Here is a 25238-nt window from a genome sequence, read left to right on the forward strand (position 1 = left end):
GAACCCGCCTTGGATCTCAAGCCTTCCGCTCACGCCGACACCTTTGCGCGCGATCACCTGCCACCCCCGGACACCTGGCCGGAGCTCCTCTTCGAACTGCCCGAACTGGCCTATCCGGACCGCCTGAACTGCGCGGCCGAGCTGCTCGACGCCACCATCGCCCGGTTCGGTCCCGCGGGGGCCGCCCGGCCGGCCTTCCGCAGCGCCTCGGGCGAGGTGTGGACGTACGGCGGGCTGCGCGAGCGGGTGGACCGCCTCGCCCACGTGCTCACCGCCGACCTCGGCGTCGTCCCCGGAAACCGGGTGCTGCTGCGCGGGCCCACCGGCCCCTGGCTCGCCGCCTGCTGGCTCGCGGTGGTCAAGGCGGGCGCGGTGGCGGTCACCGTGCTGCCGCAGCAGCGCGCCCAGGAGCTCGCCACGGTGTGCGCGATGGCCCGGGTGCGGCACGCCCTGTGCCACGTGGGCGTCCTGGACGACCTGGTCAAGGCCGAGGTGCCGGGGCTGCGGATCACCGCGTACGGGGGCGAGTCCCCGGACGACCTGCTGCACCTCGCCGAGGGGCACGCGGACCGGCCGTTCCCCGCCGTCGCCACCTCCTCCGACGACGTGGCCCTGATCGCCTTCACCTCCGGGACCACCGGACGGCCCAAAGGGTGCATGCATTTCCACCGGGACCTGCTGTCCATCGCCGACACCTTCTCCCGCACCGTGCTGCGCCCCCGCCCCGACGACGTGTTCGCGGGCAGCCCGCCCCTCGGGTTCACCTTCGGTCTGGGCGGGCTGGTCGTCTTCCCGCTGCGGGCCGGGGCGTCCGCGCTGCTGCTGGAGGAGGCGGCGCCGCGCCACCTGCTGCCCGCGCTGGCCGAGCACCGGGTGACGGTGCTGTTCACGGCGCCCACGGCCTACCGGACGATGCTGGACGCGCTGGGCCCGTACGACGTGGGCATGTACGACCTCTCCGCGCTGCGCCGCTGCGTCTCGGCCGGGGAGAACCTGCCCGCCGCGACCTGGCGGGCCTGGTACGAGCGCACCGGCCTGCGGATCATCAACGGCATCGGGGCCACGGAGCTGCTGCACATCTTCATCTCCGCCGCCGACGGGGACATCCGGCCCGGCACCACGGGCCGGGTGGTCCCGGGCTGGCAGGCCCGGGTGGTGGACCCCTCCGGCCGCCCGGTCGCCGACAACGAGCCGGGCCTGCTGGCCGTGCGCGGCCCGGTCGGCTGCCGCTACTTGGCCGATCCGCGGCAGGGGGAGTACGTACGGGACGGCTGGAACCTGACCGGTGACACCTACGTACGCGATCCGGAGGGCTACTTCCGCTACGTCGCCCGCGCCGACGACATGATCATCTCGGCGGGGTACAACATCGCGGGCCCGGAGGTGGAGGAGGCCCTGCTGCGCCACCCGGACGTGGTGGAGGCCGCGGTGGTGGGCCGCCCGGACGAGCGACGCGGGCAGGTGGTCGTGGCGTACACCGTCACGCGGGAAGGCGTGGTCCTCACGGAGGAGGACCTGCGCACCTTCATGCGGACGGAGCTCGCCCCCCACAAATGCCCGCGCTCCTTCGTCTTCCTGCCCGCCCTGCCCCGGACCGCCACCGGGAAGCTGCAACGGTTCAGGCTGCGGGATCTAGAGTGAAGCCGTGGTTGAGCACAGTCCGCGGTCTTTGATCGTCACGTTCTACGGCGCCTACGGGCGGGCCTTCGAGGGCCCGGTCCCGGTGTCCGCTCTGGTGCGCCTGCTGGGCGCGGCCGGCATGGACGCCCCGTCCGTGCGCTCGTCGGTGTCCCGGCTGAAGCGGCGCGGCTTCCTGCTGCCCGCGCGGGCGGCGGACGGTGCGGCGGCGTACGAGCTCTCCGCGGAGGCGCGGCAGCTGCTGGACGACGGCGACCGGCGGATCTACGGGAGCGCCGCCGACGGGGCGGGCGGGTCCGGCGAGTGGCTGGTGGCGGTGTTCTCCGTCCCGGAGCAGGAGCGGCAGAAGCGGCACCTGCTGCGCTCCCGGCTGGCCCGGCTCGGCTTCGGCTCGGTGGCGCCGGGGGTGTGGATCGCCCCGGCCCGGCTGTACGGGGAGACCGAGCACACGCTGGAGCGGCTGCACCTGACCCCGTACGTGGAGCTCTTCCGGGGCTCCCACCTCGGTTTCGCCCCGACCGCCGAGGCCGTGGCCCGCTGGTGGGACCTGACGGCCCTGGCCAAGCAGCACGAGGAGTTCCTCGACCTGCACGAACCTGCCCTGCGCGCCCTCCAGTCGGGCCCCGGCCCCACTCCGGAGGAGGCCTACCGCGGCTATCTGCTCGCCCTGGACAGCTGGCGCCGCCTGCCGTACGCCGACCCGGGCTTGCCGCGCGAACTGCTCCCGGCGGACTGGCCGGGCGACCGCGCGGCGGCCGTGTTCGCCGAGCTCCACACCCGGCTGCGGGACGCGGGCGCGCGGTTCGCGCAGCCGTAGCCGGCCGGCCGGCGGCATCCGGCCCGCACGCACCGCCGGGCCGGGCGGCCTGAGCCCCGGACCCGCGGCCCGGCAGACCCGCGCGAAATGCGGGTGCGCGGCGGCCCGGGGCCGCGCCAGGATGTGCCATGACTTGGACCTTCACCTCAGACCTCGCCTCCTATCTGGCCGCGGCGGGCCCGGCCGTGGCCGCGCAGCCCGTGTCCAACACCCTCCTGCTGACCGTGGCGGACGCGCTGGAGCGGCGCGGCCCCCATGCCTTCGGTCCGGCCGACCCCGTCTTCGGCTGGTGGACCGGCCCGGACGGGATCGTGTCCGCCGGGCTGCTGTGCACCCCGCCCTATCCGCTCCAGCTCGGGGCGGTGCCCGCGGAGGCCGTCCGGGCGCTGGCGGACGCGCTCGCCGCCGAGCCGCTGCTCGCCGGACTGCACGGCTTCAACGCCCGCCGCCCGGACGCCGAAACCCTGGCCCAGGCCTGGGGCCGGCCCACCCGCGTGGCCGAGGAGACCCGGCTCTACCGGCTGGGCGCCCTGGTCGCCCCGGACCCCGCGCCCGCCGGGCGGCCCCGGCGGGCCACCGGCGAGGACCTGCCGCTCCTGCGGGAGTGGATCGCGGCCTTCGACGAGGAGCTGGGGCAGCCGGCGCCCGCCTCCGAGGCCGCGCTGCGCGACCGGATCTCCTACGGCGGCTTCCTGCTGTGGGAGCACGGCGGAGCCCCCGTCTCGCTGGCTTCCTTCTCCCGCCCCATCGGTTCGGCGTGCCGCGTCGGCCCGGTCTACACCCCGCCGCAGCTGCGCGGCCGCGGCTATGCCGCCGGGGTCACGCACGCGGCGAGCGAAGCGGCGTACGCGGCGGGTGCCTCGGAGGTGCTGCTCTTCACGGACCTGGCCAACCCGACGAGCAACGGCATCTACCTGCGCCTGGGTTACGCCCCGGTCGAGGACCGCGCCGAGGTGGTCCCGGCCTGAGGGCGGTGCGCGTGCCTCAGCCGCGGCCCGTCGGCGGTGTGCGGCTGCCGGCCCGGTAGGGCAGCGGCCAGGGCGCGGCCGGGCCCTCGTAGGACTGGTCGGCGGCGGCGTGCAGGGTCCAGTGGGGGTCGTAGAGGTGGGGGCGGCCGACGGCGCACAGATCCGCGCGCCCGGCCAGCAGCAGGGAGTTCACGTCGTCCCAGGAGGAGATGGCGCCGACGGCGATGACGGGGATTCCCAGCGCGTTGCGGATCCGGTCGGCGTAGGGGGTCTGGTACGAGCGCCCGTACTCCGGGGTCTCGTCCGCGACGACCTGGCCGGTCGAGACGTCGATGGCGTCCGCGCCGCGGGCGGCGAACGCGGCCGCGATCCGGACCGCCTCCTCGGGCGAGGTTCCTCCGGGTGCCCAGTCGGTGGCCGAGAGGCGGACCGTCATCGGCCGGTCCTCGGGCCATGCGGCGCGGACCGCGTCGAAGACCTCCAGCGGGAAGCGCAGCCGGTTCTCCAGGGTGCCGCCGTAGGTGTCGGTGCGCTGGTTGGTCAGCGGGGAGAGGAACCCGGAGAGCAGGTATCCGTGGGCGCAGTGCAGTTCCAGCAGGTCGAAGCCGCAGTCGGCGGCGCGGGCCGCGGCGGCCGCGAACTCGGCCCGGATTGCGGCCATGTCCTCGCGGGTCAGGGCGCGCGGGACCGCGGAGACGCCCGGCCGGTAGGGCAGTGCGGAGGCGGCCACCAGGGGCCAGTTGCCCTCCGGAAGGGGGTCGTCCATGCCCTCCCACATCAGGCGGGTGGAGCCCTTGCGGCCCGAGTGGCCGAGCTGGACGCCGAGTGCGGTGCCGGGGGCCGAGGTGTGGACGAAGTCGGTGATCCGCTGCCAGGCGGCGGCCTGTTCCCGGGTGTAGAGGCCGGTGCAGCCGGGGGTGATCCGGCCCTCGGCGCTGACGCACACCATCTCCGTCATGACGAGGCCGGCGCCGCCGAGCGCCCGGGCCCCGAGGTGCACCAGGTGGAAGTCGCCGGGCATGCCGTCCCGGGCGGAGTACATGTCCATGGGTGAGACGACGACGCGGTTGCGCAGGGTCAGTCCGCGCAGGGTGAAGGGGGTGAACATGGGCGGGGTCTGTCCGTCCGGGCAGCCGAAGTCCCGTTCCACGGACCGGGTGAACCGTTCGTCGCGCAGGCGCAGGTTGTCGTGGGTGACCCGGCGGCTGCGCGTGAGCAGGTTGAAGGCGAACTGCCGGGCGGGCTGGCCGGTGTATCCGGCGATCTCCTCGAACCAGCGCATGCTGGCGGCCGCGGCCCGCTGGGTGCTGGCGACGGCGGGCCGCCGGGCCGTCTCGTAGGCGGCGAGCGCGGCCGGTACGTCCGGCTCGACGCGGACCGCCTCGGCGAGGGCGAGGGCGTCCTCCACGGCCAGCTTGGTGCCGGATCCGATGGAGAAGTGGGCGGTGTGGGCGGCGTCGCCGAGCAGGACCACGTTGCCGTGGGACCAGCGCTCGTTGACGACGGTGCGGAACTGCGTCCAGGTGGAGCGGTTGCCGTGCAGCGGCCGTCCGCGCAGGGCCTCGCCGAAGATCTTGGCGCAGCGGGCCGCGGACTCGTCCTCGTCGCACAGGTCGAAGCCCGCCGCCCGCCACACGTCCTCGCGCATCTCGACGATGACGGTGGAGGCATCGGCCGCGTAGGGGTAGGCGTGCAGCTGCATGACGCCGTGTTCGGTCTCGGCGATCTCGAACCGGAAGGCGTCGAAGGCGAAGTCGGCGGCGAGCCAGACGTAGCGGCACAGCCCGCCGGTCACGGTCGGCGCGAAGTGTCCGGCTCCGGCCTGCCGGGTCGCGCTGTGCACGCCGTCCGCCGCGACCACCAGGTCGTGGGAGGCGGCCAGGGCGAAGGCGTCGGGGGCACCGGTCCGGAAGCGGAGCCCGACGCCGAGGCCGGTGCAGCGCTCGTGGAGGATCTCCAGCAGCCGGCGCCGCCCGAGGGCGGCGAAACCGTGGCCGCCGGAGGTCAGCAGCCGTCCGCGGTGCACGACGTCCACGTCGTCCCAGCGCACGAACTCCGCGCTCAGGGCCGCGTACACCGCGGAGTCGGCCTGTTCGATCCCGCCGAGGGTCTCGTCGGAGAGGACCACGCCGAAGCCGAAGGTGTCGTCGGGCGCGTTCCGTTCCCAGACCTCGACGGAGTGGCCCTGGCGGGCCAGGAGCGCGGCGGCGTACAGCCCGCCCGGTCCCCCGCCGACGACGGCCACCCGCATGGCGTCCGCGGACATGTGGCTACCTGCCCTTCCACTCCGGCGGGCGCTTCTCGGTGAAGGCCGCGTGGAACTCGGCGTAGTCCTGGCCGGTCATGAGGAGGGCCTGGGTGCTGGCGTCCAGCTCCACGGACGCGGCGAGCGGCATGTCGAGCTCGGCGGTCAGCAGCGCTTTGGTCTGCGCGTAGGCGAGGGCGGGCCCGGCGGCGAGGTGCGCGGCGAGTTCGGCGGCCCGTACGTGGGCCTTGCCCTCCTCGGTGAGCTCGCTGAGCAGGCCGATCCGCTCGGCCTCGGGGGCCCGTACGGGCTCTCCGAGCATGAGCAGGCGGGTGGCGTGGCCGAGGCCGACGACGCGGGGCAGCAGGTAGGCGGCTCCCATGTCGCCGCCGGAGAGGCCGACGCGGGTGAAGAGGAACGCGAAGCGGGCGCTGGGGTCGGCGATCCGGAAGTCGGCGGCGAGCGCGAGGACGGCGCCGGCTCCGGCGGCCACCCCGTGCACGGCGGCGATCACGGGGAAGGGGCATTCGCGCAGGGCGCGCACGACCTGGCCGGTCATCCGGTTGAAGTCGAGGAGCTGGGCGGTGTCCATGGCGAGGGTGGCGCCGATGATCTCGTCCACGTCGCCGCCGGAGCAGAAGCCGCGCCCCTCGCCGCCGAGCACGAGGGCGCGTACGGACCGTTCGCGGGACAGTTCGGCGAGCAGGTCGCGCAGGTCGGCGTAGGCGCCGAAGGTCAGGGCGTTGAGTTTCTCGGGGCGGTCGAAGGTGACGGTGGCCACGCCGTCCTGCCGGGTCACCCGCAGGTGGCGCCACCGTTCGGTCGCTTCTGTGGAACCGGTGAAGGGGCTCACACGACCGACGTTATCACTTCGTCGTGACTGCCGTCACAGAAACGCGACACGATCTCCGGGACGGTCCGCACGACGGGTGGGTGGGGGCCCCTCCCGCCACACGTGCCGAAGGTCCGTGCGCCCCGGTACGGCGGTCCCTTGCCTTTCGGACGGGGTGCCCTACAGGTCCGGATTTCGGGTTCGTATGGTTGAAACCAGGATCTCCCGCTGCCCCGCCTCCTGCCGACCCCCTGCCGCCCCCCTGCGCCCCACGGAACGGAGGGACATGCCGTGCCCGACGCCTCCGCCTGGCGGATCTCCCTGCCCCACACGACGGCCGCCGTCCCCCTCGCCCGCGCCCTCGTCCGCACCGCGCTGGCGGAGGTCGACGCGCCCGCGGACAGCGACACCGCGGAGCTGCTGACCGCGGAACTGGTCGCCAACGCCGTCGAGCACACCCGCCCCGGCATGCCGATCGAGCTGGTCGTGGAGCTGCTGGAGAGCGGCTGCCAGGTGGAGGTCCACGACGGCGACCCGCAGCCCCCCGGCGATCTGACGGCGCCGTCGGACGACACCCACCCCGACCCCTGGCAGGAGCACGGCCGCGGGCTGCTGCTGATCCGCACCCTGAGCTCGGCCTGCGGCCACCGGTCCACCCCGTACGGCAAGGCGGTGTGGTTCACCCTGCCGGCGCGCAGGCCGCGGCACGTATGACTATGCGCCCGGCTTCGCGAGCGTCGCGACGAGCACGGCCTTGATGGTGTGCAGCCGGTTCTCGGCCTCGTCGAAGACCACGGAGTGCGCGGACTCGAACACCTCGTCCGTCACCTCCAGCGATTCCAGCCCGTGCCGCTCGTGGATCTCCCGCGCCACCTTGGTCCCCAGGTCGTGGAAGGCCGGCAGGCAGTGCATGAACTTCACGTCCGGATTGCCGGTGGCCCGCAGCACGTCCATGGTCACCGCGTACGGGGACAGCGCCGCGATCCGCTCGTCCCAGACCTCCTCGGGCTCGCCCATGGACACCCAGATGTCCGTGACGACGAAGTCGGCCTGGGCCACGCCCTCGGCGACCTCCTCGGTCAGGGTGATCCGGGCGCCGCTGGCCGCCGCGAGCTCATGCGCCGCGGCCACCACGGACTCGGCCGGCCAGTAGGCCTTCGGCGCGGTGATCCGTACGTCCATGCCCAGCAGCGCGCCGGTGACGAGGTAGGAGTTGCCCATGTTGAAGCGGGCGTCGCCGAGGTAGGCGAAGGAGATCCGCTCCAGCGGCTTGCTGCTGTGCTCGGTCATGGTCAGGACGTCGGCCAGCATCTGGGTGGGGTGCCAGTCGTCGGTGAGGCCGTTGAAGACGGGGACCCCGGCGTGGGCCGCGAGCGCCTCGACCGTGTCCTGGCTGTCGCCCCGGTACTCGATCCCGTCGAACATGCGGCCCAGCACCCGCGCGGTGTCCTTGACGGACTCCTTGTGGCCCATCTGCGAGCCGGAGGGGTCCAGGTAGGTCGTACGGGCACCCTGGTCGGCGGCGGCGACCTCGAAGGCGCAGCGGGTGCGCGTCGAGGTCTTCTCGAAGATCAGCGCGATGTTGCGGCCCTGGAGCAGCGGCCGCTCGGCGCCGGCCTTCTTGGCGGCCTTGAGTTCGGCGGCGAGCTCGACGAGGCCGCGGAACTCGGCGGCGGTGAAGTCGAGCTCCTTGAGAAAACTGCGGCCGGCGAGGTCGGTGGCCATGGGGTCGCTCCAGCGTCACGGTGACAGGGGATATTGGAAGTCTATACGATCCCCTGTATTGATATACAGCCCCAGGGGGGTGGCCTGGCCCACCCGTCCCCCGCCTCCCCGTCAGACGCCGTCGCGCTCCACCGGGCAGCTCATGCAGCGCGGACCGCCCCGCCCCCGGCCCAGCTCGCTGCCCGGGATCTCGATGACCTCGATGCCCTCCTTGCGCAGGTGCGTGTTGGTGGTCACGTTCCGCTCGTAGGCGACCACCACCCCCGGCTCGACGGCCAGGACGTTGCACCCGTCGTCCCACTGCTCGCGCTCCGCCGAGTGCACGTCCTGCGTCGCGGTGAGCACGCGGATCGAGTCCAGGCCGAGGGCGGCGGCGATGGCCCGGTGCATGTGCTCCGGCGCGTGGTCGGTCACCTTCAGCTCCTGCGGCTCGGCACCCGGCTCGATCGTGTAGGAGCGGAGCATGCCGAGGCCCGCGTACTGAGTGAACGTATCTCCGTCGACCATCGTCATCACCGTGTCCAGGTGCATGAAGGCCCGCCGCTTCGGCATGTCCAGGGCCACGATGCTGGTCGCCGACCCGGCCGCGAACAGGCCCCGCGCCAGCATCTCCACCGCCTGCGGGGTGGTCCGCTCGCTCATCCCGATGAGCACCGCGCCGTTCCCGATGACCAGGACGTCACCGCCCTCGATCGTCGACGGGTAGTCGGCCTGCCCCTGCGACCAGTAGTGGAAGGCGCCCGAGGAGGTGAAGAGCGGGTGGTGCCGGTAGATCGCCTCGAAGTGCACGGTCTCGCGCTGCCGCGCCGGCCAGCGCATCGCGTTGATGGACACCCCGTCGTAGATCCATGCGGAGGTGTCCCGGGTGAACAGGTGGTTGGGCAGCGGCCCCAGCAGGAAGTCGTCCAGTTCCATGGCGTGGAAGCGCACCGACACCGGCTCGGCGTGCCGCTCCAGGAACTCCCGCTTGGTCATCCCGCCGACCAGGGCCTCGGCCAGGTCCGCCGAGCCCAGCGCGTCGAAGACCGCCCGCAGGTGGTCGGTGGCGAGCGGCCCGTACTCCTTCTCGTCGAACACCCGGTCCAGGACGAGGTGTCTGGCCTCCGGGATGTCCAGCGCCTCGCACAGCAGGTCGCCGAAGAGGTGGACCGCCACGCCCCGGTCGCGCAGCACGTCCGCGAAGCCGTCGTGCTCCTGGCGGGCCCGGCGCACCCACAGCACGTCGTCGAAGAGGAGCGCGTCCTTGTTGCTCGGTGTGAGCCGCTTCAGCTCCAGGTCGGGCCGGTGGAGGATGACGCGGCGGAGCCGCCCGGTCTCGGAGTCGACATGGAATCCCATGCCGTACACGTTCCCAGACCGGACGGCCTTTTGAGGCGGCGTCCGCTCAGCGAGGGGTTCCCAGGCCGAGAAGTGCCTGCGGGGCGCCCACGAGTTCCGGGGCGACCACTCCCAGCTTGGGCGCGGTCAGGTTCGGCAGACCGGAGTTGGAGCCGTCCGGCATCGTCAGCGGGGAGCCGAGGATCGCGCCGGGGGTCCGGGCGCGCAGCGTGGTGGCCGGGGCGTCGAGGGAGCCCTCGCCGTCCGTCTCCGGCTCGCCCAGCAGGTTCGGCACCGGAGAGGTGATGAGGGTGTTGCCGAGTTCGGTGGCGATCGGCACCGCGGGGAGCAGCGGGGTCGGGAGCATGTCCCCCCGGTGGAAGCGGGGCGCCTCGGGCGCTCCGACGACGGGCACCGGCACCCCGGTGGCCACGCGGGGGGTGTCCACGCCCAGCGTGGTCTCCACGGCCTCCAGCGGGACTCCGACCGGGACCGACGAGGCCACGGCCGGGGTGGCCGCGCCGGCCGCCGCCATACAGGTCAAGAGCGCCGCAAAGCTTCCGCGCGCGGTCATCTTCATAGGTGATGTTCCGTCCTTCCAGGGTCGCGGACAGTCCGCTGCCCTGGATGAACGATCCCGCCGGTGGTTTTCCCGGCGTTCTCCGCGAAAGTTCCCCCATACGACCTAATTCGCGGCCGTACGGGGGCCTCGGCTTTACGCGCCCGTGCGAGGCGGACGGCGTCACAGACGCGGGTCGACCGGCTCCGACTCCAGGGCGAGCACCGCGAAGACGGCCTCGTGGACCCGCCACAGCGGTTCGTCCGCCGCCAGCCGGTCCAGCGCCTCCAGCCCGAGCGCGTACTCGCGCAGGGCCAGCGACCGCTTGTGGCCGAGGAAGCGCTCGCGCAGCCGCTCCAGGTGGTCCGGGCGGGTGTACTCCGGACCGTAGATGATCCGCAGGTACTCGCGCCCGCGGACCTTGACGCCGGGCTGCACCAGGCGGCCCTTGCCGTCCCGGGCGTACGCCTGGAGCGGCTTGACGACCATGCCCTCGCCGCCCGCGGCCGTCAGCTCCAGCCACCAGTCGGTGCCCGCCCGTACGGAGTCCTCGTCCGCCGTGTCCACCAGGATCCGGCCGGTGCGGCGCAGCAGCCCGGTGCCCGCCGCCTCGTCGGCGGCGACCAGCCGGTCCAGCCAGAACAGCTGCTCGTCGTGGGGCACGGCGGCCAGCGACCGGCCGGCCGCCGCCAGCAGCTGGAACGGCGCGAACCGCACGCCGTCCAGTCCGTCGGTGGTCCAGCAGTAGCGCCGGTACGCCTCGGTGAAGGCGGCCGCGTCCGCGGCCCGGCCGCGCTGGCGCTCCAGCAGCTCACCGGTGTCGACGCCCCGGGCGGCGGCCGCCTCCAGGGCGGCGATGGCGTCCGGGAAGACGGCCCCCGAGGCGGCGCCCACGGCGGCGTACTGGTTGCGCAGCAGGCCGCCGGACTTCAGGGACCAGGGCAGCAGTTCGCCGTCCACCAGCAGCCAGTCGGTGGCCAGTTCCTCCCACAGGCCGGCGTCGGTGACGGCCGTGCGGAGCCGGGCGAGGACCTCCTCGGTGACCTCGGGCTCCTTGAAGAACGGCCGGCCGGTGCGGGTGTGGACGGAGCCGGTCGGGCCGTCGACGCCGAAGCGCTCGCGGGCCGCGTCGGCGTCCTTGCAGAGCAGGACGGTGGCGCGGGAGCCCATGTGCTTCTCCTCGCACACCACCTGGGCGATGCCGTCCTTGCGGTACTGCGCGAAGGCCTCGGCCGGGTGCTCCAGGTAGCCCTCCTCCCGCGAGGTGGCCGTGGGCGCCATGGTCGGCGGCAGGTACGGGACCAGCCGGGGGTCCACGGCGAAGCGGCTCATGACCTCCAGGGCCGCCGCCGCGTTCTCCTCGCGGACGGTGACGTTGCCCAGGTGCCGGGTCTCCACGATCCGGCGCCCGTGCACGTCGGCGAGGTCGAGCGGTCGGCCGTCGTGTCCGCCCGGCGCCTCGGCGGCGAGCGGCTTGACCGGCTCGTACCAGACCTTCTCGGCCGGTACGTCGACCAGTTCGCGCTCGGGCCAGCGCAGGGCGGTCATCCTCCCGCCGAACACGGCCCCGGTGTCGAGGCAGATGGTGTTGTTGATCCAGGCCGTGTTCGGGACCGGGGTGTGCCCGTAGACCACGGCGGCCTTGCCCCGGTAGTCCTCGGCCCACGGGTAGCGCACGGGCAGGCCGAACTCGTCGGTCTCGCCGGTGGTCTCCCCGTACAGGGCGTGCGAGCGGACCCGGCCGGAGGTGCGGCCGTGGTACTTCTCGGGCAGCCCGGCGTGGCAGACCACCAGCCTGCCGCCGTCGAGCACGTAGTGGCTGACGAGCCCGCGGATGAACTCCCGTACCTCCCGGACGAACTCCTCCGGCTCCCCCTCCAGCTGCTCGATGGTCTCGGCCAGGCCGTGGGTCCGCTGGACCTTGGAGCCCTTGAGGTGGCGGCCGAGCTTGTTCTCGTGGTTGCCCGGCACGCACAGGGCGCTGCCGGACCCGACCATGCCCATGACGCGGCGCAGCACGCCGGGACTGTCCGGACCGCGGTCGACGAGGTCGCCGACGAAGACGGCGGTGCGGCCCTCGGGGTGGACCCCGTCCTGGTACCCGAGCTTGGCGAGCAGGGTCTCCAGCTCGGAGGAGCAGCCGTGGATGTCGCCGATGATGTCGAAGGGGCCGGTGAGGTGGGTGAGGTCGTTGTAGCGCTTCTCCAGGACGACCTCGGCGGACTCCACCTCGTCGACGGAACGCAGTACGTGCACCTTGCGGAAGCCCTCGCGCTCCAGTCCGCGCAGCGAGCGCCGCAGGTCGCGGCGGTGGCGCTGGATGACCGCGCGCGGCAGCCCGGCCCGGTCGGGGCGGGCGGCGTTGCGCTCGGCGCACACCTCTTCCGGCAGGTCGAGGACGATGGCGATGGGCAGGACGTCGTGGCGGCGGGCGAGTTCGACGAGCTGCCTGCGGGCCTCCGCCTGCACGCTGGTCGCGTCGACGACGGTGAGACGGCCGGCCTCCAGGCGCTTGCCCGCGATGTAGTGCAGGACTTCGAAGGCGGCCTTGCTGGCGCTCTGGTCGTTCTCGTCGTCGGCGACGAGCCCGCGGCAGTAGTCCGAGGAGAGGACCTCGGTCGGCTTGAAGTGCTTGCGGGCGAAGGTGGACTTGCCCGATCCGGTGGCTCCGACCAGGACGACGAGGGAGAGGTCGGTGACGGGGAGGACGCGGGTCGGGTGGGGGCCGGTGGTCCCGGTGGCCTCGGTGGACTCCGTGGTCCCGGTGGACTCGGTGGTCCCGGTGGTCTCGGTGGACTCGGCCCCTGCGGTGCCTGCGGTGGTCATGCTGCCTCGCCCTCCTTCGGGGTGTCGGTGGTACCGGTGGTGCTGATGTCGGTGTCGGTGTCGGTCTGGGTGAAGACGGCCATCTGGGTCGGCGGGCCCACCTCGGGGTCGTCGTCCCCGACGGGAACGAACTCCACGCCGTACCCGTGCCGTTCGGCGACGGCGGCCGCCCAGGCGCGGAACTCCTCGCGGGTCCACTCGAACCGGTGGTCCCCGTGCCGGACCTGCCCGGCGGGCAGGGACTCCCAGCGGACGTTGTACTCGACGTTCGGCGTGGTCACGAGGACCGTGCGGGGACGCGCGGAGCCGAACACCGCGTACTCCAGCGCGGGCAGCCGCTCCGGGTCCAGGTGCTCGATGACCTCGCTGAGCACCGCGGCGTCGTAGCCGGCCAGCCGCTTGTCGGTGTAGGCGAGCGAGCCCTGGAGCAGCCGGACCCGCGCGCTCTGCCGCTCGCCCATCCGCTCCAGCCGCAGCCGCTTGGCCGCGAGGTTCAGGGCCCGCACGGACACGTCCATGCCGACGACCTCGGTGTACGCCGGGTCCTTGAGTAGCGCTTGGACCAGCTGCCCCTGGCCGCAGCCGAGGTCCAGCACCCGCTGGGCGCCCGCGCCGCGCAGCGCGGCGAGGATCGCGTCCCTGCGCTGCACGGCGAGCGGTACCGGCCGCTCCTGCGTATCGCTCGACTCGTCGACGGCGTTGTCGAGCTCCTCGACCTCGCTGCCGTCGGCCTCGGCGAGGCGGACCAGCTCCAGGCGCTCGAGGGCGTCCTGGGTCAGCCGCTTGTGGCGGGCGAGGTAGCGGGAGCTGATCAGGCCGTTCTCCGGGTGCGCGGCCAGCCAGCCGTCTCCGGCGCGGAGCAGCTTGTCGACCTCGTCGGGGGCGACCCAGTAGTGCTTGGCGTCGTCGAGCACGGGCAGCAGGACGTAGAGCTGGCGCAGGGCGTCGGCGAGCCGCAGCCCGCCCTCCAGGACGAGCCGTACGTACCGCGAGTCGCCCCACTCGGGGAACCGCTCGTCGAGCGGCACGGGCTCGGCCCGTACGAGATCCCAGCCGAGCGGGTCGAACAGCCGGTGCACGAGCTCGGCCCCGCCGCGTGCGGGCAGCACCGGGATCTCCACGCGCAGCGGCCGCACCTGCTCCGCGAGCTCGGGGCGGGCGGTGCACTGCCCCTTCAGGGCGCTGCGGAACACCCCGCTGAGCGCGACGGCGAGCAGCGAGGACGCCGCGTACGGGCGGTCGTTGACGTACTGCGCGAGCGCCGCGTCGGGTGCTCCGCCCCGCCCCTTCCCCTGGCCGCGCCGCACGAGCGCGACGGGATCCACCTCCAGCATCAGCGCCGCCGTGCACCGCTGCGCGGTGGCCTCGGGGTAGAACACGTGGGCGGTGCCGTGGGCGGTGGAGAACGCCTGCGTCTTCCCGGGATGCTTGTGCAGCAGGTAGCCCAGGTCGGTAGCGGGTCGTTCAGGGGAGCCGGTGGTGGAGATCGTCAGGAACACACCACCGATTGTTGCTGGTCAACCGCCCCGGCTGCCTCCCGTTTTTCGGGGGCCGGCGCCGCCGTTCCGACGGGGGCCCGGTCACCTCGTGTCCGCGGCCAGCGCCGCGATCCGGGCGGGGCCGATGCGGCAGCAGCCGCCGATCAGGCGGGCGCCCGCGTGGCGCCAGGCGGCGGTGGGCCAGGCCGGCTCGGTCCCGGGGGCGTGCCAGGTGGCGGTGGCGGCTTCCCAGACGGAGCCGTCGTTGGGGTAGGCCAGCAGCGGTGTGCGGGTGGCGGCCGCGGCCGCTTCGAGGGCGGGCAGGACCTCCGCGGGGTCGCAGCAGTTGACGCCGACCGCGATGACCTGCGGGGACGCCGCCGCGAGGGCGAAGGCCTCGGAGAGGGGCGCGCCGGAGCGGGTACGGCCGTCGGCGACGGTGTAGCTCAGCCAGGCGGAGGCGCCCGTTTCCCCGAGGACGGTGAGCAGGGCCTGGGCCTCGTCGGGGTCGGGGACGGTCTCCAGGGCGAGGACGTCGGGGCCCGCGGCGAGCAGGGCCTCGACGCGGGGCCGGTGGAAGGCGGCGAGTTCGCGCACGCTCAGGCCGTAGCGGCCGCGGTACTCGGAGCCGTCCGCGAGCACGGCGCCGTACGGGCCCACGGAGGCGGCCACCCACACCTCGTGGTCGGCGGCCTCGGCGGCGCGGGCGGCGAGGGCGACGCTGCGGTGCAGCAGGTCGGCGGCCCGGGGGTGGCCCGGGCCGATCTGGTAGCTCGCGGTGATCAGCACTTCGGCGCCGGCCCGTGCGTACGCCGCGTGGGCGGCCTCCACCTGGTCGGGCCGTTCGGCGAGCACCCGGCCCGTCCACAGGCCGCCGGACAGGTCGCAGCCCTGGGCGGCGAGCTGGTTGCTCAGTCCGCCGTCCAGGAGCACGGTCCGCCGGGCCAGGGCCTCGGCGAGCGGGCCGGACGCGCGTGGCATCTCGTTGCCTCCCGGTCAGCCGAGCTGGCTGAGGACCTGGCCCGCGATCAGCTCCAGGTGGTCCAGGTCGTCGAGGTCGAGCAGCTGGAGGTAGACGCGGGAGGAGCCGATGGCGCCGTAGGTCCCGATCTTCTCCACGACCTCGGCCGGGGAGCCGGCCAGGCCGTTGGCCTTGAGCTCGTCCACGTCGCGGCCGATGGCGGCGGCCCGGCGGGCGACCTCGGCGTCGTCCTTGCCGACGCAGACCACGAGGGCGTTGGAGTAGACGAGGTCCCCGGCCTTGCGCCCCGCCTCCTCGGCGGCCGCCCGGACCCGCCCGAACTGCCGCTCGCTGTCGGCGAGGGAGGCGAAGGGCATGTTGAACTCGTCGGCGTACCGGGCGGCGAGGCGCGGGGTGCGCCGCGCGCCGTGTCCGCCGATCAGCACGGGCACCTTGGCCTGGGCGGGCTTGGGCAGGGCGGGCGAGTTCTCCACCTGGTAGTGGCTGCCCGCGTAGTCGAAGGTGGCGCCGGTCCCGGTGGCCCACAGCCCGGTGATGATGGCCAGCTGCTCCTCCAGCCGGCCCATCCGCTCGGCCGGGAAGGGGATTCCGTACGCCTTGTGCTCCTCCTCGAACCAGCCCGCGCCCAGGCCGAGTTCGATGCGGCCGCCGGACATCTGGTCGACCTGGGCGACCTGGATGGCGAGCACGCCGGGCAGCCGGAAGGTGCCGGCCGTCATCAGGGTGCCCAGCCGGATCCGCCGGGTCTCGCGGGCCAGCCCCGCGAGGGTGATCCACGCGTCGGTGGGTCCGGGCAGGCCGTCGGCCGTGCCCATCTTCAGATAGTGGTCGGACCGGAAGAACGCATCGAAGCCCAGGTCCTCGGTGGCCTTGGCGACGGTCAGGAGGGTCTCGTAGCTCGCGCCCTGCTGGGGTTCGGTGAAAATGCGAAGATCCATGCCCCCCATCCTGCCCGTCCCACCCCTGCCGGGTGAATCTGCGTCAACCGGACGGTCCACCCCGGACGCCGCCAGTGACCACCCCGGAAAGGGATCGTTGGCTCGGACGGAGCCGGACCGCCCGGCCCGCGCGCCGGCGGCCGCATCGCCGGTGCGTCCACCGCGCCCTTCCGCCCCGGAAGGGCCAGGGCCGAGGAGGCCGCCATGTCCCACGAGGTCGTGCCGGAGACCCACCGACAGACCGGGCAGACCGGACAGGCAGCACACGAGGAAGCACTCCAGGAGTCCGCCGGTCCCGCCGCGGGCGGCGCGCCGAAGGGCCTGCTGCAGCAGATGGAAGAGCTGATGGCGGCGCTGAACGCCGACCTGTCGCAGCTCGACGCCGACCTCCAGTCCTCCACCGACCGCGCCCCGGGCACATCCGCCCCCGAGGGCGAGCGCCCGCCCTACCGGCCGCTGTGACCGTGCGGGTCCCGTCGCGCGCGGCGGGACCCGTTGACACCTCGGGCGACCCCCGGCCGGCGCCTCAGGCAACCCCCGAGGCGGACCCCCGCTCGCGCACCGTCATTCGGCGCAGGATCGCCCGGACCCGGTCGCTCGACTCGTCAGCGGCGTCGATCGACTCTATGCACTGCCAGTAGAGGGTCTCGTCGTCCGTCCCGCAGGCCACCCCGACCAGGGCTATGCCCACTTCGCCCAGCAGCGCCTGGAGTCCGAGCAGTACCTGCCGGACATCCGACACCGCCGTCAACTGAGCTGCTCGGGCCGGGTATTCGGGCGCGCTGCCCTCTCCGCGCAGGGCCGCCCGGTCGATCACCCCGCAGCCTCTGCCTCCCGCTTCCCCCAGTCCCCGTGCCTCCGCTCTCATCTCCGGCGGCCCGGTGACCGCCAGATAGCTCCCTACGCCCTGCGCGAGCGCCTGGGCCTGCCAGGCCTCGCCCACGATGTCCCACGCAGCCCCGCTCTGTGCCAGCGCGTGCCGGCCGGCCGCGATGAGCCGTACCGCATCCATATGCCGTCCCCCGTCCGCACGACATCCCGCCTATCTCACCACTACCCAGAGTGAGGGCAATGAGTCAGTAAAGCCAGGGGTATTCGGAAAATGTGGACACAATCGTGATTGTGCGGGAGTCCATCACTCCGAAGAGTGACGATCCGGGGTCGGCTCGCCCGGCACGGGGAAGCGGAGCTCGTTCCTCTCGATCTTCGCCGCGAGCGCATCGAGCACATCCACCCCGAGAACCTCACAGAACTGCAGGAGATACGCGAGTACGTCGGCCACCTCATCGGCCACTCGGTGGGCGGTCTCCGGCTTCTCCATGACCCTCGCCGACTGTTCCGGCGTCAGCCACTGGAAGATCTCGACCAGTTCGGCCGCCTCCACGCTCAGTGCCACCGCCAGGTTCTTGGGCGTGTGGTACGGCTCCCAGCCGCGCGCCGCGGCGAAGTCGGCCAGCCTGCGCTGCAGCAGGTCCAGCCGCGCGTCGCGGGGCGCGCGGCCGGGGTCGCTCGCGCCGTTCCCGGCACTGGTGTCACTCATGTCGTTCATGTCCTCGGCGTCGCTCATGGATCACAGGTCTACCACCGTGACCCCCGCCAGCAGCCGGGCGGCGGCCGCCGTCTCCTCCCCCACCGCCGCCACCAGCCGGACGTGCCCGCGTCCGCACGACATCAGGGCCAGGCGCAGCAGCTCGGCGCTCTGCCGGCGGTCCAGGCCTCGGTCGAAGCCGTCGGCCAGGACCGTCAGCGCCTGCTGTGCGGCGAGCAGTTCGGCGGCCGGGTCCATGGCGAGCACCCCCGGGCCGGTGAGCAGGACCAGCGCCAGGGCGAGGAAGCGCAGTTCGCCCGCGCCGAGCCGGGCCAGTTCGGTGGCGGGCCTGCCGGGGCCGCGGTCCAGTACCGCCGTGACGGGGCCGTCGGCGGGGGCCCGTACGTCCAGGCCGGCCACCGGTCCCGCGCAGCCGGTGCGGGCGGCCGCGGCCAACAGCGCGTAGCGGGTGCCGCATTCGTGGCGGGTCCGGCGCAGGACGTCGGCCAGGTTGGCGCAGTCGCCGAGCAGCCGGCCCTCCCCCGGCGGAACGGGCGCGCGCATCCGGCCGGGCCGGGGGTCGCAGGGGAACACCGAGCGCAGCGCCACCACGACCTGCTCGGCGGCGGCCAGGACCTGACGCTGGCCGGCCGTGGCTCCGGCCACGCGGAGCGGGAGCAGGGCCGTGCCGAGCCGGTCGTCCGGCAGCGGGGCCCGGGTGACGCCGATGGCTCCGCCGGTGAGCCAGGCGCCTTGCACCGAGCGCCGCCCCGGGTCGCGCAGGGCAGTCGCGAGCAGGATCTGCCCCGGCTGCGAGAGCCGTTCGCCGACGATGCGCAGGGTGGGCTCGGCCTGGACGGCGAGGTCGAGCCGGACCGGTCCGGCGGGGCCGTCGACCGTGCAGCCGATGCGGAAGCCGCGCCGCCCGTCGGCGTCGGGGACGGCCAGGTCGGGGATGCGGTCGGCGGCGTCGGGGAAGGCCTCCTCGAGGGTGGCTCCGGAGCCGAGCGCGGCGAGGGCCTCGTAGGCGGCCAGCGCCTGGGACTTGCCGCTGCCGCTCGCTCCGCCGAGGAGGGTGACGGGCCCGAGGGCGAAGGCGGCACCGCGGTGCGGCCCGAACGCGGACAGCCGCAGCTCGGTGACCCCGGGCCGCTGCAGCCGCCCACCCTGCGCGGGCACACCCGCCCGCCCGCCGCCGGCTAACGCACCGGCGCAATCCCCGCCGTCGACGGCCACGGCCCGCCCGGCGGGGGCGCCGAGCCCGCCGCCGACCGGGTCGGCGAGCCCGACGGGCGCAGGCCGGGCCGAGCGCGGCCCGGCGTCGTCGGCCGCGGAGCGGGCGGCGGGAAGCGCCGCCGAAGGTTCGGCGTCAACCAGCCCGGAACGGGGGGCGGGCAGCCCAGCGGCGAGCGGGACGGTGGACGGACCGGCGGGCCGGCGGGCGGGGAGGCCGGCGTCGATCGGGGCAGGCAGCTCGGCGGCGCGCGGAACGGCGGCCGCGGGGCCGGTTTCGGCAGGGCCGGCCAGGAGGGGGGTGGGGAGGGTGGCGGGGGTGGGGAGGGTGGCGTCCATGCGGCGGACGGTACGGGCCGCCGGGACCCGCAGGGGCCCGGCGAACCGTTACCTCGCGGCCACCTTCCTACGATCGGGGGACGGCCGCCGCCGCGATCCCCTCGACCTCGGTCCCCACCGGCGCCAGCAGGAAGACGTTCCGGTCGACCCGGTGCATCCCGCTGCCCAGCCCGAAGACCACACCGCTGCTGAAGTCCAGGATCCGCTTGGCCACTTCGCTGTCGGCCCCGGTCAGGTCCAGCAGCACCGGGATCTGCGCGATCAGGTACTCCGCCACCTCCCGCGCGTCCGCGAAGATCTGAACCCGGATCACCACGAAGCGCCGCTGCTCCGCCGCCGACGCCCCGGGCGCCGTGGGGATGGTGCGGTGGTCCACCCGCGAGGGCCACTCGTTGCGGCTGCGCAGGGGGACCACCTGCGCGAGCCCCTCCCACTGTTCGTCGGTGACGTCGTACCTGCTCACCGGGCCGCCTCGGCCACGCGCTTCATGTGCATCCCCCCATCCTCTCGCGTTTCACCCGTTCAGCCCAACACCGACACGAACCAGACCGGCTACTCCCGACGCGCGGAATAGGTTAGGTTAGGCATACCTAAGTTCTCGGGATGATGGAGAGATCCAGATGCGCATGTCCGGTGCCCCTGCCCCCGCACCCGCCCGGCCCACCGACGCCGAGCGGGTGCGGTCGATCCTGGCCGCCGCCCACTCCATGACCGCGGTCACCGACGGCCTGCGCTCCGAAGTCCGCCATCTCGACGGCGGCGACCCGATGGGCCGCCTGCACCTGCACCCCGCCGAACCGGGCGGGGAGGCCGAGCACCGGGCCGCGATCCGGCTGGAGTTCACCGACATCGCCCCGACCCCGGTGCGCGACCGGGTACGGGCCCGGGTGACCATCGTGGGCCGCCTGCTCACCCCGTACGCCGGCGACAGCACCGACCTCGGGCACGAGAGCACCTGCATGGAGTTCGGACAGGCCGTCCTGGAGACGGCGGACGGCCTCTCGTGCATCGGCCTCGAGGAGCTGGACGCGGCCCGCCCCGACCCGCTGGCCCCGTACGAGGCCGGCATGCTCACGCACCTCCTCGACGAGCACCCGGATCTCGTCACCCTGCTGCTGCGCCTGGTCCAGCCGCTGCCCACCGCCTCGGTGCTCCGCGCGCTGCCCGTCGCCATGGACCGGTACGGGATCACTCTGCGGCTCGAGGAGCGCAGCGGCCACCGCGACGTACGGCTGCCCTTCCCCTCGCCGCTCGACGACGTGGAGCAGTCGGGCGCCCAGATCCAGGCCCTGTTCAGCGCGGCCCGGCGGCGCTCGCACCGCAACACCCTGCCCGCCTGACCCTGATCATCTGACCCTGGCCGGAAAGCGACGGGCGGGCCGCGGCGGGCCGGCCGCCGGGAATAGCGGGCAGCTGCACCCGGTTGGCGGTGATCATGAAGGCCATCAGCTACAGCGCATACGGAACCGCCGCCGATCTCACCCTCGTTGACGCACCGGATCCCAAGGTCGGACCGGGCGAGGTCCTCGTCCGCGTGAAGGCCGCCGGGGTCAACCCGGTGGACTGGAAGCTCGCCGCCGGATACCTCGACCCGATCCTCGAAGTCCGCTTCCCCGTCATACCCGGCTGGGACGTCGCCGGAGTCGTCGAGGCGGTCGGCCCGGACACCTTCGACTACGCCGTCGGCGACGAGGTCTACGGATACGTCCGCAAGGAGTGGACCGAACTCGGCACGTACGCCGAACTGGTCACCGCCCCCGTCCGGACCCTCGCCCCCAAGCCCCGCGAGCTCACGTTCGAGCAGGCCGCCGGCATCCCGCTGGCCGGGCTCACCGCCTACCAGTCGCTCCGGCGCGTGGACGTCCAGGCCGGCGAGACCGTCGTCATCCACTCCGCTGCCGGGGGCACCGGCTCCCTGGGCGTGCAGATCGCGGTCGCCCTCGGCCTGCGCGTGATCGGTACGGCCGGCGCCCACAACCACGACTACCTGCGCTCCCTCGGCGCCGAGCCGGTCCTGTACGGGGACGGGCTGGCCGACCGCATCCGCGAGCTGGCGCCCGAAGGCATCGACGCGGGCCTCGACTTCCACGGCGACGGCGCCGTCGAGGTGCTGCAGTCGCTGGTCAAGGAGCGCGACCGGGTGGTGTCCATCGCCGACTACGAGGCGGCGGCCAAGGGCGCGCACCAGCTGTGGGTACGGCCCGACACCGCCGATCTGACCTTCCTGGCCGTGCTCGCGGACAGCGGCCGGCTGACGGTCAACGTCGAGCACGCGCTCCCGCTCGCCGAGGCCGCCAAGGCCTGGGAGCTGAGCGCCTCGGGCCGGACCCGGGGCAAGATCGTGCTGACGGTGTGAGCGTCTGAGAACGGTGCGGGGGCGGCCCCCTGGGACCGCCCCCGCCCGTCAAGCCCCCACCGGTCAGATCCCCGCCGCAACGCTCGCGCTCGCGTAGCGGTTGGCGGGGCGCGGCAGGCCGTAGTTCTCGCGCAGGGTCCGGCCGGTGTACTCCGTCCGGAAGAGCCCGCGCCGCTGGAGGATCGGCACGACCTGGTCGACGAAGTCGGTCAGGCCGGTGGGCAGGACGGGCGCCATGATGTTGAAGCCGTCGGCGGCTCCGCGGGTGAACCACTCCTCCAGCTGGTCGGCGATCTGCTCGGGAGTGCCGGCGAAGACCCGGTGGCCGCGGCCCGCGCCGAGGCGGGCGATCAGCTCGCGCAGGGTGAGGCCGTCACGGCGCGCGAGTTCGGACACGAGGGTGAAGCGGCTCTTGTTGCCGTTGATGTCCCGCTCCTCCGGGAGGTCGGGCAGGGTTCCGTCGAGGGGCCGGCCGGTGAGGTCGACGCCGAGCATCGAGGAGAGCTGCGCGAGCCCGTACTCCGGCACCTGGAGGTCGGTGAGCTGCTGCTCCAAGGCCTTGGCCTCGGCCTCCGTGGAGCCGATGACGGGGGCGATGCCCGGCAGGACGAGCAGGTCGCCCTCGGCCCGGCCGTACTTCGCCAGGCGCGATTTGAGGTCCTTGTAGAAGGTCTGGCCGTCGGCGAGGGTCTGCTGCGCGGTGAACACCGCCTCGGCATACCGGGCGGCGAACTCCTTGCCGTCCTCGGAGGAGCCGGCCTGCACCAGGAGCGGGTGGCCCTGCGGGGAGCGCGGCACGTTGAGCGGGCCGGCCACGGCGAAGTGCTCGCCGCGGTGGGCGGCGGGGTGGAGCTTGTCGGTGTCGGCGTAGATGCCGCGCTCCTTGTCGAGGACGATCGCGTCGTCCTCCCAGCTGTCCCAGAGCTTGGTGGCGACCTCGAGGAACTCGCGTGCGCGCTCGTAGCGCAGGCCGTGCTCCAGGTGCTCGTCGCGGTTGAAGTTGCGGGCCTCGTCGGCGCTGCCGGAGGTGACGATGTTCCAGCCCGCCCGGCCGCCGCTGATGTGGTCGAGGGAGGCGAACTTCCGGGCCAGGTTGTAGGGCTCGTTGAAGGTGGTGGAGACGGTGGCGATGAGCCCGATGTGCTCGGTGACGGCCGCGATCGCCGAGAGCAGGGTGAGCGGTTCGAATCCGCCGACGGCGTTGTAGCGCGCCCTGCCCCACAGGGCGACCCCGTCGGCGAAGAAGATCGAGTCGAGCCGGCCGCGCTCCGCGGTGCGGGCCAGCTCCTGGAAGTACTTCAGGTCGGTGACGCGTTCGGGGGCGCTGTCCGGGTGGCGCCAGGCGGCGTCGTGGTGGCCGGCGTTCATCAGGAACGCGTTGAGGTGAAGCGTGCGGGGTGCGGTCATGGCTGTTCCCGGGTTCTGTGGCGGGGCGGGCGGCCCCGCGGGGGTGTGATCGGGTCGGGCGCCGGTCGTCGGGCGTCAGGCCTCAGGCCTCAGGCCTCAGGCCTCAGGCCTCAGGCGGGTACGCGCCAGAGGCTCAGGCGGCGTTCGACGGTCACCAGCAGCTGGTTGAAGGCGACGCCGATCGCGGAGATCGTGATGATGCCCGCGTACATCTGCGGGATCGCGAAGTTGAACTGCGAGGCGTTGATCAGGTAGCCGAGTCCCGCTTTCGCGCCGATCATCTCGGCGGCCACGAGGACGAGGATGGAGACGGCACCGGCGAGCCGGATCCCGGTGAAGATCGCCGGTACGGAGGCCGGGAGGATCACCTTCTGGAACAGCCGGGGCGTGGACAGGTCCATCGACCGGGCGAGCCGGATCAGGGTGGGGTCGGCGTTGCGGACGGCGCTGATGGTGTTGAGCAGGACGGGCCAGAGGCAGGCGTAGACGACGATCGACACCTTCGAGGTCTCGCCAATCCCGAGGAGCAGGACGAAGACCGGCAGCAGCGCGAGGGCCGCGGTGTTGCGGAAGACCTCCAGCAGCGGCCCGAGGAAGTCGGCGAGGGGCCGGTACCAGCCGATGAGCAGGCCGAGCGGGACGGCGACGGCCACGGCGATGCCGAAGCCGCCGAAGGAGCGGATCAGGCTGGCCTGGGTGTGGTCGGCGAGCTGCCCGTCTCCGGCCAGCCCCCACCAGGCCACGGCCACCTCGCTGAGGGGCGGCAGGAACGTGGCGTCGACCAGGCCGGCGCGCGGGGCGGTCTCCCAGAGGGCGACCAGGGCGAGGATCGCGGCGGTCCGAACGGCGACGGCCTTCAGGACGCGTACGACGGCCAGTGCGGCGGTCCTCGTACGGGCGCCGGCCGGCGCCTTGCCCGCGGAACCGGGCCCGGCCTGCTCCGAGTCGTGGGCTGAGGCCGGAGCCGGGGCCTCGCCTGCCGGGGTGCGGGCCGGGTCGGTCCCGGCCGGCGCCGGGGCCGGGGCCGGAGCCGGGGCCTCGCCTGCCGGGGTTCGAGCCGGGTCCGTCCCGGCCGGCGCCGGGGCCTCGCCTGCCGGGGTGCGGGCCGGGTCGGTCCCGGCCGGGTCGGAGCCCGCCTGCGGCGGGGTCCTGCGGGCCGGGGTCCCGGTCGCCCCGGTCGCCCGGGGCGTCTGCGTGGGGGCGTCCGGGGCCGTGAGGCCCGCGGCCGCCAGGGCCGTGGTGTCGGTTCCGGTGGTCATACGGCTGCCGCCTCCTTCTCCAGTTGCTGGGCGCGGGCCACCTCGTCGTGGAGGAGGTTCCAGATCTCGTGCCGGTAGCGGGCGAACTCCGGGCTGGACCGCAGGGCTTCTCCCAGCAGGCCGTCGCGGTCGCCGAAGGAGACGGGGACGACCTCCTTGACCCGGCCGGGGCGGGAGGTCATGACCGCCACCCGCTGCCCGAGGTACACGGCCTCCTCGATGCCGTGCGTGATGAAGACGACGGTCTTGCCGGTGCTCTGCCAGATGCGGCGCAGCTCGTCCTGGAGGGACTCGCGGGTCTGCGCGTCGAGCGCGGCGAACGGCTCGTCCATCAGCAGCACGTCCGGGTCGTACGCCAGCGCGCGGGCGATGGCGACGCGCTGGCGCATGCCGCCGGAGAGCTGGTGCGGGTGGCGGTCCTCGAAGCCGGTCAGTCCGACCAGGTCCAGGAACTCCTTGGCCCGGGCGGCCCGCCGGCGCCGCGGCACGCCCGTGGCTTCCAGGCCGAACTCGACGTTGCCCTGGGCGGTGCGCCACGGCAGCAGCGCGTACTGCTGGAAGACGATCCCCCGGTCCAGGCCGGGTCCGGTGACCTCCCTGCCGTCGAGCAGGATCCGCCCGCCCGTCGGCGCCGACAGTCCGCCGAGCAGGTCGAGGAGGGTGGACTTGCCGCAGCCGCTGGGGCCGACGACCACGAGGAACTCCCCGCTGCGGATCTCCAGGTCGATGCCGTCGAGGGCGGTGAAGTCCCCGAAGGTCTTGCGCACTCCCTCGAACACGATCTTCGTCAT

23 protein-coding genes are annotated in these 25238 nt (G+C 73.7%); 7 read left to right on the top strand and 16 right to left on the bottom strand.

Features of this window, described 5'->3' with window-relative positions; translation table 11 throughout:
• The first annotated feature begins 9 nt into the window (after positions 1-9).
• From AB0D66_RS00580 to AB0D66_RS00590, 3 genes are all read left to right on the top strand, one after another.
• Positions 10-1641 (top strand): AMP-binding protein, encoded by a 1632-nt coding sequence (locus tag AB0D66_RS00580; protein WP_362294429.1) that lies wholly within the window; start codon positions 10-12, stop codon positions 1639-1641.
• Positions 1642-1645: 4 nt separating this feature from the next.
• On the top strand, positions 1646-2455 hold the full coding sequence (locus AB0D66_RS00585; RefSeq protein ID WP_362294433.1) for a PaaX family transcriptional regulator C-terminal domain-containing protein: 810 nt from the start codon (positions 1646-1648) through the stop codon (positions 2453-2455).
• Positions 2456-2583: 128 nt separating this feature from the next.
• Positions 2584-3423 carry a GNAT family N-acetyltransferase gene (locus tag AB0D66_RS00590; RefSeq protein ID WP_362294436.1) on the top strand — a complete coding sequence of 280 codons (840 nt, stop codon included), beginning with the start codon at positions 2584-2586 and terminating at the stop codon, positions 3421-3423.
• A gap of 16 nt (positions 3424-3439) precedes the next feature.
• Here the strand turns inward: AB0D66_RS00590 and AB0D66_RS00595 are convergent, their stop codons facing one another.
• Positions 3440-5689 (bottom strand): bifunctional salicylyl-CoA 5-hydroxylase/oxidoreductase, encoded by a 2250-nt coding sequence (locus AB0D66_RS00595; RefSeq protein WP_362294439.1) that lies wholly within the window; start codon positions 5687-5689, stop codon positions 3440-3442.
• A 4-nt stretch (positions 5690-5693) separates the two neighbouring features.
• Entirely contained in the window at positions 5694-6521 is an 828-nt protein-coding gene (locus AB0D66_RS00600; RefSeq protein WP_362294442.1) for an enoyl-CoA hydratase family protein, read from the bottom strand.
• 270 nt (positions 6522-6791) lie between these two features.
• On the opposite strand from AB0D66_RS00600, the gene AB0D66_RS00605 reads away from it, so the two are divergent.
• Complete coding sequence (locus AB0D66_RS00605) at positions 6792-7214, top strand: ATP-binding protein (RefSeq protein WP_362294446.1); 423 nt, start codon at positions 6792-6794, stop codon at positions 7212-7214.
• On the opposite strand, the gene argF is transcribed toward AB0D66_RS00605, so the two are convergent.
• The 7 genes from argF to AB0D66_RS00640 form a co-directional block, all read right to left on the bottom strand.
• Positions 7215-8225, bottom strand: a complete 1011-nt coding sequence (gene argF / locus AB0D66_RS00610; protein WP_362294449.1) for an ornithine carbamoyltransferase — start codon at positions 8223-8225, stop codon at positions 7215-7217.
• Positions 8226-8336: 111 nt separating this feature from the next.
• Entirely contained in the window at positions 8337-9563 is a 1227-nt protein-coding gene (locus tag AB0D66_RS00615; RefSeq protein ID WP_362294452.1) for an arginine deiminase, read from the bottom strand.
• A 46-nt stretch (positions 9564-9609) separates the two neighbouring features.
• Entirely contained in the window at positions 9610-10122 is a 513-nt protein-coding gene (locus tag AB0D66_RS00620) for a hypothetical protein (RefSeq protein WP_362294455.1), read from the bottom strand.
• Between the two features lie 162 nt (positions 10123-10284).
• Complete coding sequence (locus tag AB0D66_RS00625) at positions 10285-12927, bottom strand: polynucleotide kinase-phosphatase (RefSeq protein WP_362294458.1); 2643 nt, start codon at positions 12925-12927, stop codon at positions 10285-10287.
• Positions 12924-14426, bottom strand: coding sequence for a 3' terminal RNA ribose 2'-O-methyltransferase Hen1 (locus AB0D66_RS00630; protein ID WP_362294461.1), 1503 nt, complete (start codon positions 14424-14426; stop codon positions 12924-12926). Before AB0D66_RS00630 ends, AB0D66_RS00625 begins: the two co-directional genes overlap by 4 nt.
• Positions 14427-14507: 81 nt before the next feature.
• Complete coding sequence (gene mmuM / locus AB0D66_RS00635) at positions 14508-15386, bottom strand: homocysteine S-methyltransferase (RefSeq protein WP_362294464.1); 879 nt, start codon at positions 15384-15386, stop codon at positions 14508-14510.
• 15 nt (positions 15387-15401) lie between these two features.
• Positions 15402-16325 (bottom strand): LLM class F420-dependent oxidoreductase, encoded by a 924-nt coding sequence (locus AB0D66_RS00640; protein WP_362294467.1) that lies wholly within the window; start codon positions 16323-16325, stop codon positions 15402-15404.
• Positions 16326-16544: 219 nt separating this feature from the next.
• Between AB0D66_RS00640 and AB0D66_RS00645 the strand changes: the two genes are divergently transcribed.
• On the top strand, positions 16545-16787 hold the full coding sequence (locus AB0D66_RS00645) for a hypothetical protein (protein ID WP_362294927.1): 243 nt from the start codon (positions 16545-16547) through the stop codon (positions 16785-16787).
• Positions 16788-16851: 64 nt separating this feature from the next.
• Here the strand turns inward: AB0D66_RS00645 and AB0D66_RS00650 are convergent, their stop codons facing one another.
• From AB0D66_RS00650 to AB0D66_RS00665, 4 genes are all read right to left on the bottom strand, one after another.
• On the bottom strand, positions 16852-17337 hold the full coding sequence (locus AB0D66_RS00650; protein ID WP_362294470.1) for a DUF6099 family protein: 486 nt from the start codon (positions 17335-17337) through the stop codon (positions 16852-16854).
• Between the two features lie 123 nt (positions 17338-17460).
• Positions 17461-17802, bottom strand: a complete 342-nt coding sequence (locus AB0D66_RS00655; protein WP_362294930.1) for a nucleotide pyrophosphohydrolase — start codon at positions 17800-17802, stop codon at positions 17461-17463.
• 93 nt (positions 17803-17895) lie between these two features.
• Positions 17896-19032 carry an ATP-binding protein gene (locus AB0D66_RS00660; RefSeq protein ID WP_362294932.1) on the bottom strand — a complete coding sequence of 379 codons (1137 nt, stop codon included), beginning with the start codon at positions 19030-19032 and terminating at the stop codon, positions 17896-17898.
• A 460-nt stretch (positions 19033-19492) separates the two neighbouring features.
• Positions 19493-19888 carry a cell division protein SepF gene (locus AB0D66_RS00665; RefSeq protein WP_030012729.1) on the bottom strand — a complete coding sequence of 132 codons (396 nt, stop codon included), beginning with the start codon at positions 19886-19888 and terminating at the stop codon, positions 19493-19495.
• A gap of 157 nt (positions 19889-20045) precedes the next feature.
• Here AB0D66_RS00665 and AB0D66_RS00670 point away from each other — a divergent pair, with 157 nt between their 5' ends.
• Positions 20046-20765, top strand: coding sequence for a DUF2470 domain-containing protein (locus AB0D66_RS00670; protein ID WP_362294474.1), 720 nt, complete (start codon positions 20046-20048; stop codon positions 20763-20765).
• 95 nt (positions 20766-20860) lie between these two features.
• Entirely contained in the window at positions 20861-21781 is a 921-nt protein-coding gene (locus AB0D66_RS00675; protein WP_362294476.1) for an NADP-dependent oxidoreductase, read from the top strand.
• Positions 21782-21844: 63 nt separating this feature from the next.
• On the opposite strand, the gene AB0D66_RS00680 is transcribed toward AB0D66_RS00675, so the two are convergent.
• From AB0D66_RS00680 to AB0D66_RS00690, 3 genes are all read right to left on the bottom strand, one after another.
• Positions 21845-23188 carry an LLM class flavin-dependent oxidoreductase gene (locus AB0D66_RS00680; RefSeq protein ID WP_362294479.1) on the bottom strand — a complete coding sequence of 448 codons (1344 nt, stop codon included), beginning with the start codon at positions 23186-23188 and terminating at the stop codon, positions 21845-21847.
• Between the two features lie 110 nt (positions 23189-23298).
• Entirely contained in the window at positions 23299-24066 is a 768-nt protein-coding gene (locus AB0D66_RS00685) for an ABC transporter permease (RefSeq protein ID WP_362294935.1), read from the bottom strand.
• Between the two features lie 377 nt (positions 24067-24443).
• The gene (locus tag AB0D66_RS00690) at positions 24444-25238 is read right to left on the bottom strand and encodes an ABC transporter ATP-binding protein (RefSeq protein ID WP_362294482.1); all 795 of its coding nucleotides are present in this window, start codon (positions 25236-25238) and stop codon (positions 24444-24446) included.

It is taken from the genome of Streptomyces sp. NPDC048270 (genome assembly GCF_040652335.1).
Lineage (GTDB): Bacteria > Actinomycetota > Actinomycetes > Streptomycetales > Streptomycetaceae > Streptomyces.

What these genes read in the sequence shown, in the direction of transcription:
- AB0D66_RS00640 (WP_362294467.1), bottom strand. Translation starts at nt 16,325, where the DNA reads ATGGATCTTCGCATTTTCACCGAACCCCAGCAGGGCGCGAGCTACGAG.
- AB0D66_RS00690 (WP_362294482.1), bottom strand. Translation starts at nt 25,238, where the DNA reads ATGACGAAGATCGTGTTCGAGGGAGTGCGCAAGACCTTCGGGGACTTC.
- AB0D66_RS00595 (WP_362294439.1), bottom strand. Translation starts at nt 5,689, where the DNA reads ATGTCCGCGGACGCCATGCGGGTGGCCGTCGTCGGCGGGGGACCGGGC.
- AB0D66_RS00680 (WP_362294479.1), bottom strand. Translation starts at nt 23,188, where the DNA reads ATGACCGCACCCCGCACGCTTCACCTCAACGCGTTCCTGATGAACGCC.
- AB0D66_RS00590 (WP_362294436.1), top strand. Translation starts at nt 2,584, where the DNA reads ATGACTTGGACCTTCACCTCAGACCTCGCCTCCTATCTGGCCGCGGCG.
- AB0D66_RS00670 (WP_362294474.1), top strand. Translation starts at nt 20,046, where the DNA reads ATGCGCATGTCCGGTGCCCCTGCCCCCGCACCCGCCCGGCCCACCGAC.
- argF (WP_362294449.1), bottom strand. Translation starts at nt 8,225, where the DNA reads ATGGCCACCGACCTCGCCGGCCGCAGTTTTCTCAAGGAGCTCGACTTC.
- mmuM (WP_362294464.1), bottom strand. Translation starts at nt 15,386, where the DNA reads ATGCCACGCGCGTCCGGCCCGCTCGCCGAGGCCCTGGCCCGGCGGACC.
- AB0D66_RS00650 (WP_362294470.1), bottom strand. Translation starts at nt 17,337, where the DNA reads ATGGATGCGGTACGGCTCATCGCGGCCGGCCGGCACGCGCTGGCACAG.
- AB0D66_RS00620 (WP_362294455.1), bottom strand. Translation starts at nt 10,122, where the DNA reads ATGAAGATGACCGCGCGCGGAAGCTTTGCGGCGCTCTTGACCTGTATG.
- AB0D66_RS00615 (WP_362294452.1), bottom strand. Translation starts at nt 9,563, where the DNA reads ATGGGATTCCATGTCGACTCCGAGACCGGGCGGCTCCGCCGCGTCATC.
- AB0D66_RS00625 (WP_362294458.1), bottom strand. Translation starts at nt 12,927, where the DNA reads ATGACCACCGCAGGCACCGCAGGGGCCGAGTCCACCGAGACCACCGGG.
- AB0D66_RS00675 (WP_362294476.1), top strand. Translation starts at nt 20,861, where the DNA reads ATGAAGGCCATCAGCTACAGCGCATACGGAACCGCCGCCGATCTCACC.